The sequence below is a fragment of the Sphaerisporangium sp. NPDC088356 genome (assembly GCF_040685555.1).
In the GTDB taxonomy this organism is placed as follows: domain Bacteria; phylum Actinomycetota; class Actinomycetes; order Streptosporangiales; family Streptosporangiaceae; genus Sphaerisporangium.
The window spans coordinates 1-9,149 of sequence record NZ_JBFBIK010000079.1; the positions used below are offsets into that span (position 1 = coordinate 1).

The following is a 9,149-nucleotide window of genomic DNA, read 5'->3' on the forward strand; positions in this document are numbered from 1 at the left end:
CTCCCGCGGCCCCCGGCCCCCCCGCGGGTGCCGGGGGCCGCGTCATACGGCCAGCAGGTTCTCCGCCCTGATCGGCTGGGTGATGAGATGGTTCGCGCCCATCAGGTCGATCCAGAAGTCGAGCTGCTCCGGCCGGGGCACGTCGATGTAGGTGCCGACGTTGATCTCCGCGCTGACCTCGGGGGCAAGCCGGGCGAACCGCTCGCGCACCCGCAGGGCCCGCATCGGTTCCTTCCGCAGCAGATCGGTCGCCTCGTGGATGGCGAGGGCGAAGCGATCGGTCGCCTCGTGGTTCCCCGCGATCCAGTCGGCGCGTGCGGCCACGAACACGTCCAGCGTGGAGGGGCCCAGCTCGGCCAGGTTGAGCACCACCGAGCCCCCGTCGCGTTCCAGGAGGGTCGGCAGGGGGAGCGGCGCGGCCACCGCGTCCACCACCCCCTCACGCAGTGCGCGCCGCATCCGGGACGGGTGCAGCGGCACCCATTCGACCCGGTTGGGGTCGGCGCCCAGCCGGCGGAGCAGGGCCTCCGAACCGACCTGAAGATACCCCCGCCGGGTGGACACCCCGACCCGCCGGCCGACCAGCTGGGTGGGATGGGTGATCCCTGATCCGCCGCCCGCGACGAGGAACAGGCGCGGGTTGTTGATCGTGTTGACCGACAGTCCCGCGACGGCGCGCAGCGCCAGTCCGTGCTCGACGGCGTTGAGCAGGTCGGGCGCGGTGGTGACACCGAGGTCGGCGTCCATACCGGCCAGCAGGCTGGGGGTCACGCCCGGCCCGGTAACGGGAGTCAGCGTGATCTGGATGCCGTTGCGGGCGAAAATGCCCTCCTGGGCGGCCACCCACAGCGGCGCCACGTCGATGTACGGCATGGCGGCCACGGTGAGCCGCCGAAGCGCCCGGGGCCGGGCCGGGCTCGTGGGTCGCCCGGGCCGCGTGGACCGCCCGGTCGCGGCCAGCGCCGCGGAGATGGCCTCGGCGGCGGCCACCATCCCCGTCGCGGTCGCCGAGCGGAACCTGCCGACCTGCGTGGCCAGTGAGAGGGCCGCGACGACGACGCCGTGCTCGTCCCGGATGGGCGCGGCGGTGGTCGCGAGGCCGAGGGCCGACTCCTGGACGTCGTGCGCCACGCCCTCGATGGCGATGGTGTCCAGCTCCCGCCGGAGGTTAACGGGGTAGCGCCCCGTGCCTGCCTGCGTCGTGCCCGCCTGCGTTGTGCCCGGGGCGCCGCCCAGGGCGGCCTCCCGGCTGTCGGGGTCGCAGAAGGCCAGCAGCGCCTTGCCCAGGGCGGTGGTGTGCAGGGGCAGATGGATGCCCGCCCGGGCGGGGACCGACCTGCCGTCGCGGTCGACGGCGTCCACGCACAGGACGGCGTCGTGCTCCATGACGCCGAGCTCCACCGAACTCCCGGATCGCCGGGCGAGGTCCTGCATGGCGGGGAGTGCCGCCAGGCGTAGAGCCCGGACGCTGGAAACCGCGGTGCCGAGGGTGAAGAGCCTGCGGCCCAGGCGGTAGCCGTCGTCGGTCCGCTCCACCAGCCGGGCCGTCAGCAGCTCGGCGAGCAGACGGTGGGCCGTCGGCTTGGCCACGCCGGCCCGCCGGCAGATCTCGGCGAGGGGCAAGGCGGTGTCTTCCGGGCCGAACACGTCCAAAATCGCGAAGACCTTGCCCAGCACGCTGTTCCGCTCGGTCCCGGACCTGGGCTCCAAGGCCATCGTGGCCTCCTTCGGGCTGACCTGCGGTTATAGCGGCTTGCCTAACATATCCCCAAGCGTCCCCCAGGGCCGTCCCCGGCACCTCCAGCCGTCCCCCGGCACCCAGGTCTTGACGAATCGAAATGAACGATCTTTTAATTCCGTTCGGCCTCGGCATCCACGGGTGCGTGGGTTCGCACCTCGCGCGCGTCGTCTCTGTGACAGGCGTCCGGGGCGCTTGCGCATCCCCATGCGAGTATGGCCACATGGCCGGTACAAAACGTTCGCAATATGAGGGGCTCGCGCTGCTCGTGGGACGCGAAGTGAGTGCGGTCTGTTTGTGCGCGACTACGTGGAGTTGCATTGTGATGGCGTGATCCTACGAGCGCTCACAGACCCTTTCGGTCTGTACGGGTGCCGGGGCTGGCAGTTTCCGAAAGGAAATGCGCCTGTCGTCATGCGCTACTACATCGGCAAGGTGATCGACGCATACGAGCTGGTGCCCGACAAGTTTCTTGCGGTCGACTCCGGTGAGCACCGGTTTGCCATCCCGCTGAACGATGATTCCCGCAACGGACCAGAGGCCGCGCATCTCGTGATCCCCGAAGAAGCTGCGAAGGGTAGTCAACACGGTTTGTGGATCTGGTAGACCTATCCGCCAACTGGCCCAATGCCGCACCTGCCTTCCCAGGCCGCACGCGCGGCGCGGGGACGCCGGCGCGGGGCGTACGGCGGCGCGCCGCGCCGCCGCTTGACGGGAAGCGGGCGGCTGACTCGAGGTTCCGGCGCAAGCGGGCGGTGTTCCATCACGCCCTGGAGTACGCGACCGAACTGGGGGATCTTTCGGCAAATCCGCTGGATCGGGTGAACTGGAAGCCCGCCAAGATCACGGGGGAGGTGGATCGTCCGGTGGTCAATCCGGCTCAGGCGCGGGAACTCCTCGTCGCCGTGACTTACGTTGGCGGGCAGCGTACGACCTGCGGCACGCGGTGGTCTCGCTCTGGCTCAACGTGGGCGTCTCCGCTCCGGACGTGGCCGAACGGGCTGGGCACAGTGTCGATGTGCTGCTCCGGGTCTACGCCAAGTGCGTCGATGCCTGTGAGCCGGGAGTCGTAACGGCTGGTCAGGCGCTGTTGGCTGGGGTGGGGGAGTAGGGCGGGTGGGACTCGAACCCGCGACCGACGGATTATGAGAATCCTCGGTTGATGTCGCTCAGTGTCACGGAGTGCTGTTTGTATTGCCGTGGCCGGAATTCGTCGTGGACGGGCGTCCGCGGACCAGCACATCAGCGTACGTGACATCGCCGAGCTACTCGGCTTGCCCATCGCCGCGGATCTGGCCGAGACCGAGGTTGCCGGTGATGACTCCCTTTCTCCGCAAGCGTTGACGGCACTGGAACAGCGTTTCCTGCGTCAGCTCAACGAGCAGAGTGGGCCGCGGGCAGCCGGCGCAGTTCAGCGGCTGCTGGAGCATTGGCGCGCAGGGGGAGGCGAGCTCCATTACGGCACCTCCGCCAACGCCTCCTGCGCGCCGATCATCACGGTAGGCGGACAGGCCCTGTACGCCATTCGCTTTTACGCCAAGACCGCCGAGGTCCCCTTCGGACTGCTGCGCAACCGTAAGCCGTTCAACGATCCGGCGCTGCGAGAGGAGCTTCGGCAGCGGCTCAACGACGCACCCGGCGTGGACATTCCCGTCGCCAAGCTGGAGCTGTATCCCTCCATCAAGAACAGTCAGCTGGCGAGCGTCGCGGTGTTTGACGTGGTCGTTGCGGTGCTCGATTGGTTCAGGGCCACGGTGACCGCATCGGAGGAGTAGGAGGGGGCGACTGATTCCGTGGCCCGTCTCTTGGGACGGTGAGGCACCGGACCAAGATCTAGCGGAGACCCTCCAGCCACGCGAGTGGTAACGGACGAACTCACCCGGCGAAGGATCCTTCGCCGGGTGAGCGAAACAGCTGAGGTAAGTCGTCGATGACCAGGCTTCCAGCTCGTACCTCACACGTCAGGAAGTGACGCTTGCCGATCCTCCTCAGGATCCGGTTCCGTGAAGAGTCCTGCTGCCACGGCCGGGTCCAGGGCGCCGTCACCCGCTGGGATCACCTCGGCATCGATGGATTGCGGATCCTCGACAGCGGAAGCCTCGTCCTCGACCTCTTCCGCGAGCGTCGGCAGGACGTATTCCTGGCCAAGCCCCGCCAGATGCAGCGGCAGGGGCAGGGCGAGGGCCTGCGGGTAGTCCGGCGGCTGACGCAGGTGGTGCACGGCGAGCGCCAGTGATTCCGGATCGTCACCGTCGTCCTGATGGCATCCGAGAACGGCGATCTCCACCAGCCCGGGATTCCAGCCTGGGATGTTGGTGTCGATTCTGGTATCGCCCTTGTGCTCGCCGCCGCGGCGAGGGGCCAGCTTGTCAGCCGTGACGGCCGAGGTCTGGAACTGGACGGGCTTAGGGGTGGTGCTGTAGAAGACGCGGCTCGTCCCGTCGTACTGCGGCACCGATCGCGTTGGCTGAGGGCGGCGTGTGGATTGACGTCGATTGAGGAGCGTCACACTCGCAGGACGGTGACCTGGCGGCCGGACGGGGTGGTCGCCTGCTCGAAGCCCCCGCGTTCCTTCCAGGGCGACGCTTCGGGGCGGCGGTCGAAGATGACCAGGACGCCGGCGGGCAAGGTCAGCCGGTCGAGGTAGCGGTCGAGCTGGGCCAGGCCCTCGGGCTTCGGGTCGTCCGCGCCGGGTCGCCACACCTTCAGTTCCATGGCCTCGCGTTGCATCAGCCGTTCGCCGTCGGGGCCGCTGTACGGCCAGCGGACGAGGACGTCCAGGCGTTTGGTGCCGGCGGCGTACTCGCGGTCGAGGTAGCCGCCGCCGTTGACCAGGCGGTGCAGGAAGGCCATGAGGATGATCTGGCAGGCGGCCTCGTGGTACCCCTCCTGCTGGATGAGGACTTCACCGTGCTCGCGCCAGAATACGACGAACTCCTCCAGCAGGCGTGGCAGGTCGAACCTGCCGTCCGGGAGCACGAAGCTGTGCGGGTCGGCGTGGATGTTCTGCTCCGTCAGGTCGCCCAGCACGCGCAGGATGACCTCCCGGTAGATCGGGTTGGCCACCTGCGGCGGAGGTTTCTGCGTGATCAGGCCAAGATCGCGGGCGTAGGCCAGGTCGTCGGAGGCGCTGCGGTGGGTGTAGGGGCCGCCGGCCACGATCGGTTCCATCACCCGTTTGACCCGGGGCTCGTGCAGCCGGGCCGCCAGGGAGTCCAGGTGGGTGGCGCGCGCCCGGATCAACCGCTCCTTGGCGTCCTCCACCTGCCCGGTGGTGATGGTGCCGGTCACCTTCATCTTGAAGGTGATCTCATGGGCGAGGGCGTTGACCAGCCAGGGTTGTCCCTGGGTCAGCTCGAAGACCTGGTCCACCGCGTCCTTGGTGAACTCCTGGCCGGTTGCCTGGGTGTGCTGGTCGTACAGTTCGGCGATCTGGTCGGCGGTGAAATCGCCCAGACGCAGTGAGTCAGCGAGGATGTTGAACGGGCTGGCCGGGCTGAACCGGCCGGGGTCGCCGCCGGAGGCGACCTTGTAGTCGCGTAGATCCCGCAACCCGCACAGCACCACTGATGCGGGGAACGGATAGCCCTTCGATCGCTTGTTGTGCCCGTCGCGGAGCTGGCTGAGGATGCTGACCATGCTGTTGCCCTGCAGGGCGTCGATCTCGTCGAGGAACAGTACGACCCTGCGCGGGTAGCGGCGGCACCACTCACGCAGCGCCGCACCGAACCGGCTGCCTGGGGTGACCTGCGGTGGGGAATCCGGCGGCAGCAACTCCTCTGGCCATCCTGACAGCTCGGCGGCCTCGCGGAGGGAATCCAGCAGAAGCGACTCCGCCCAGCCGACATCGTCGCCGGCCGACTTGGCGCGCTCGCAGGAGAACGACAGGGCGGCGATGTCGCCCTCGGCGGTCAGCTCCGATGCCAGAGCGTCCAGGATGGTCGTTTTCCCGGTCTGCCGGGGGGCGTGCAGCACGAAATAGCGGTCCATCTCGATGAGCGTCCGTGCCTCGGGAAGCCGTGGGGTGGGGGGAAGCATGTAGTGGAGCCGCGGATCGCAGGGACCGGTGGTGTTGAAATACCTCGCTCGGGGTGGCCGCATGGTCGCAGTCTGCCATCTCCCTGACGCTCCCGTCCGGACAGCCGGAACCACACCGAGTTGTTTCCGCCGCCGGGAACTCTATGAGCCCGACCATATGTGGCGCTTTCGGAAATATCGGGTCGGTCGTGTCGAGGTGGGAAGCTCTTTCATGCGTTCACCGCCGCCGCGTTGATGGAAGTGGCATCATCCGCATGGACCCCGCCATCCATTTGTCGCAGCGGGCGAGCGATCGCTCAGTCAAGACAATATGGCTAATGACCGCTGCTGGTCAGGTGTGGTTTAAAGGAGTCGCCGGCCCTGAGAGGGTTGCCGTTTGGCTCTAATAAGAGGGGAAATGCCATGGATGCTGTGCCATTTCTCGAGCCGGACTCTCCTCGCGTGCGCTTCGGCACGGAGATGCGGAGGCTTCGAGAGGCTGCGGAGCTGTCTCAGGCCGCGGTGGCGGCCCGGCTCGGCTGCACGCAGACGCAGGTGAGCAGGCTGGAGAAGGCGACCCGTACGCCGTCGCGGTCGGACGCCGAGCGGTTGGACCTGCTCTTCGGCACGTCCGGGAGGGTCTCCTTCGCACGGCTCTACGAGCGCATCGTCGCCCAGCCGGGCAGCCCGTCCTGGTTCCGGAACTGGGCCGAAGAGATCGAGCCCAGCCTCCTCGTCCTGCGCTCGTGGGATCCCCTCCTCGTCCCGGGCCTACTCCAGACCGAGGCGTACGCGCGTCACATCTTCGGCCACGGGCCACAGCTCGCACCAGAAGAGGTGGACGAGCGGGTCGAAGCTCGCATGCGGCGGCAGCGCATCCTCGATCGCAAAGAGCCGCCCATGCTGCTGATGCTTCTCGATGAGGGTGTGCTGTTCCGCAGAATCGGTGGGTCCGAAGTGATGCGTGAGCAACTGGGCCACCTGCACGAGGAAGCGAGACGTGCATGGATCTGAGTGCCGCCGTGTGGCGGAAGTCATCGCGTTCTTCTGATAACGGCGGCCAGTGCGTGGAGGTCGCGATGAACCTTCCCAAGATGGTCGCTGTTCGCGATAGCAAGCAACCGGATGGCCCCGAGCTGCTTTTCACTCCTGGTGAGTGGCTGGCATTCATCGACGGCGCGAAGGCCGGAGTATTCGACATCCTCGCCTAGCTCGCATCTTTGTTCTCCGCCTCGCCTCTTGCAGGGTGACGAGGGCCATAGCCGGGCGTTGGATTGAGCGTGGAGGTGTAGTTTTCGCCGTCGATCAGCGGTGTGTCGAGATTGACGCCGCAGAGCGCCATACGGTCGTACTCGGCGAGCACGAGGTCCTTGGTACGGTAGGTGCCGTACTTGGCGATCTCATTGTTCTTGAGCCCACCAGTATCGGTCTGGAAGGTGTCAAGGATGTATTCCACATCTGGCCGACCAATGCCGTAAAGATGAAAGAAATAGGCGTCTAGTTCGGCGCGAATCTGGGCACGGCGGCCCCCGTTCCATGGGAACGGGCTGTCGTGACCTCCCAAATCTCGAGCTAGCCCTGCCATGCCATAGGAGGTGAAGGCGAGTTCCAAGACGCGGTACCAGAAAAGCGGTGTGTCGCTCGAGCGTCTCGGGTGCAGGGACGGGAAGTTGCTTCCAGATCATGAGCGCCATGTCGGCGCCACCGTTCTGGCGGGCCACGAAGTCAAAGACCAGCGAACTCTGGGCGGCTGTGAGGGCTGCGGTGAGAGCTACCGGAACATTCGGCAGCATCAGTGGGTATGTGTTACCGACAGCGGCGCGGGGAATGAACGCCGGAATGGCCGTGCGCTCGTCCGTCGCGCGGCCAATGCGCCGCCAGCCGAGGAGCCAGTCGTGTTCCCAGCGCAGTTCTTGCAGGCGAATGGCGACTCCTGGCACCTCCACGTCCTTGTTGTTTCTGCGTGTCGGGATGAATCCGCTGTCGGCGATCCAGTAGCGCGGAAGTGCGGCACCCTCTGGATCCTGCTTCACTAAAACAGGAACTGCTTCGTAATCGGTGTTGCCTGTGCCGTGGTATCGGTTCCAGCGGTGGTCGAAGTGGTGCGCCATCTTCGCCTCATAAAGCGGTAGCATGCGTTGCTCGCCGCGAAAGAACACGTTGCCGTGGTTTCCAGCCGTCCGCTTCGAGTGGCGAGCCAGTCGACCGCTCCGGGGGCATTCGTTCTGCAGCGGAGGTGCGCGAGTGTTTCGAACCAACTGTGGGGAGAGATCGACCTCCGCAACGGCTACTACCGGATCGCGGTGAAACACACCGGGTTATGCCTGGAGGTCAACCAGGCGGGTGGCACGGAGGGCAAGGGGAACAACGCGAGGCTCCTGCAGTGGCACTGCCACGGCCTCGAGCAGCAACAGTGGGAGAAGGCCTTCATCGGCGGCGGCTACTTCCACTACGTGAACAGGCGCAGCGGAAAGTGCATCGAGGTCAACCAGTCGGGCTCGACCAAGGGCTTGGGGAACGGCCTCGCGATCATCCAGCAGACCTGTAACGGCAGCGTCTTCCAGCAGTGGCGACTGCGGACGCCGAAGTGATCACCATGCAGACCTCGCAGACCGTTGGCGACCTGCGGTCATTCCCGGCGAAAAGGCGGCCTGAGCCGACGCGCCTTCAGTATCGGTGTGGTCACTTCTCCAGGAGGCTGCCATGGGCCGGTTGATCCGTACTGAACTGGTCGAGGCCGTTATCGGGCTCATCCTCACCTCCCTGCTGGCCCAACTCGGGGATATCGCGGCGATGCTCGGAATCACCGGCACCGGTGTGGTCATGGCGATCACGGCGTTACTGATGGAGGCCGGCAACCTGCTGCTGGCCATCCTGGCGTTCGTCTTCCCCTTCGTGTCGACCACCAGCCTGGAGACCGTTGCAGAGAAGCCCATCACCGCGGTCGTCAACGGACCCTCCGCCGGGGATCACTCCACCACTATTCAGAACGTGCTCGACCAGAAACCACCCAAGCCGCAACCCGGCCCTCGCACGGCGAAGATCGACAAGAACGCCGGAGTTGAGGTGAGCCCGGAGTCGCTGCACCTGTCTTGCTTCGGCGAGCAGTGCCGGCAGCGGATCACGATCAGGAGCACCGGCACCGCCACGCTGAAACTCACCTCAACCAAGCGTGAGGGCGCCGGCCGCGAGGCCTGGAGGTTCAGCCGTGGCTGCGACCGCGAAGCCATCCCTCCCGGAGACGAGTGCACCTTCTGGGTGTGGGCCGTTCGATCCGACGCGGTGTCCGACTACACGGCAGAGCTCGTCATCCACCAGAACACCTCCGGACCGGCGTCCATCGTGAGCCTGACGGTGGAGGAGGACACCGCACCAGACCCGACGCCCTCGGATA

10 protein-coding genes are annotated in these 9,149 nt (G+C 66.6%); 6 read left to right on the plus strand and 4 right to left on the minus strand.

Going from position 1 to position 9,149, the window contains the following annotated elements; genetic code table 11:
- Positions 1-42: 42 nt before the first annotated feature.
- Positions 43-1,716, minus strand: coding sequence for an IclR family transcriptional regulator C-terminal domain-containing protein (locus tag AB0O34_RS25215; protein ID WP_363919270.1), 1,674 nt, complete (start codon positions 1,714-1,716; stop codon positions 43-45).
- 436 nt (positions 1,717-2,152) lie between these two features.
- Here AB0O34_RS25215 and AB0O34_RS25220 point away from each other — a divergent pair, with 436 nt between their 5' ends.
- On the plus strand, positions 2,153-2,344 hold the full coding sequence (locus AB0O34_RS25220; protein WP_363919272.1) for a hypothetical protein: 192 nt from the start codon (positions 2,153-2,155) through the stop codon (positions 2,342-2,344).
- 593 nt (positions 2,345-2,937) lie between these two features.
- Positions 2,938-3,513 (plus strand): hypothetical protein, encoded by a 576-nt coding sequence (locus AB0O34_RS25225; protein WP_363919274.1) that lies wholly within the window; start codon positions 2,938-2,940, stop codon positions 3,511-3,513.
- A gap of 179 nt (positions 3,514-3,692) precedes the next feature.
- Here the strand turns inward: AB0O34_RS25225 and AB0O34_RS25230 are convergent, their stop codons facing one another.
- Together AB0O34_RS25230 and AB0O34_RS25235 are read right to left on the minus strand one after the other, a co-directional pair.
- Positions 3,693-4,193 (minus strand): RNaseH domain-containing protein, encoded by a 501-nt coding sequence (locus tag AB0O34_RS25230; RefSeq protein WP_363919276.1) that lies wholly within the window; start codon positions 4,191-4,193, stop codon positions 3,693-3,695.
- A gap of 50 nt (positions 4,194-4,243) precedes the next feature.
- Positions 4,244-5,776 (minus strand): ATP-binding protein, encoded by a 1,533-nt coding sequence (locus AB0O34_RS25235; protein ID WP_363919278.1) that lies wholly within the window; start codon positions 5,774-5,776, stop codon positions 4,244-4,246.
- Positions 5,777-6,178: 402 nt separating this feature from the next.
- On the opposite strand from AB0O34_RS25235, the gene AB0O34_RS25240 reads away from it, so the two are divergent.
- Positions 6,179-6,769: a helix-turn-helix transcriptional regulator gene (locus tag AB0O34_RS25240; protein ID WP_363919280.1), complete on the plus strand. Its 591-nt coding sequence runs from the start codon at positions 6,179-6,181 to the stop codon at positions 6,767-6,769.
- Positions 6,760-6,966 (plus strand): DUF397 domain-containing protein, encoded by a 207-nt coding sequence (locus AB0O34_RS25245; protein ID WP_363919282.1) that lies wholly within the window; start codon positions 6,760-6,762, stop codon positions 6,964-6,966. The genes AB0O34_RS25240 and AB0O34_RS25245 overlap by 10 nt, the downstream gene beginning before the upstream one ends.
- On the opposite strand, the gene AB0O34_RS25250 is transcribed toward AB0O34_RS25245, so the two are convergent.
- Positions 6,963-7,367: a hypothetical protein gene (locus AB0O34_RS25250; protein ID WP_363919284.1), complete on the minus strand. Its 405-nt coding sequence runs from the start codon at positions 7,365-7,367 to the stop codon at positions 6,963-6,965. The genes AB0O34_RS25245 and AB0O34_RS25250 overlap by 4 nt on opposite strands.
- Before the next feature lie 553 nt (positions 7,368-7,920).
- Here AB0O34_RS25250 and AB0O34_RS25255 point away from each other — a divergent pair.
- A complete protein-coding gene (locus AB0O34_RS25255) occupies positions 7,921-8,346 on the plus strand; it encodes an RICIN domain-containing protein (protein WP_363919286.1) in 426 nt (141 codons plus the stop codon).
- Between the two features lie 112 nt (positions 8,347-8,458).
- On the plus strand, positions 8,459-9,149 hold a 691-nt coding region (locus AB0O34_RS25260; protein WP_363919288.1), incomplete at its 3' end, for a hypothetical protein.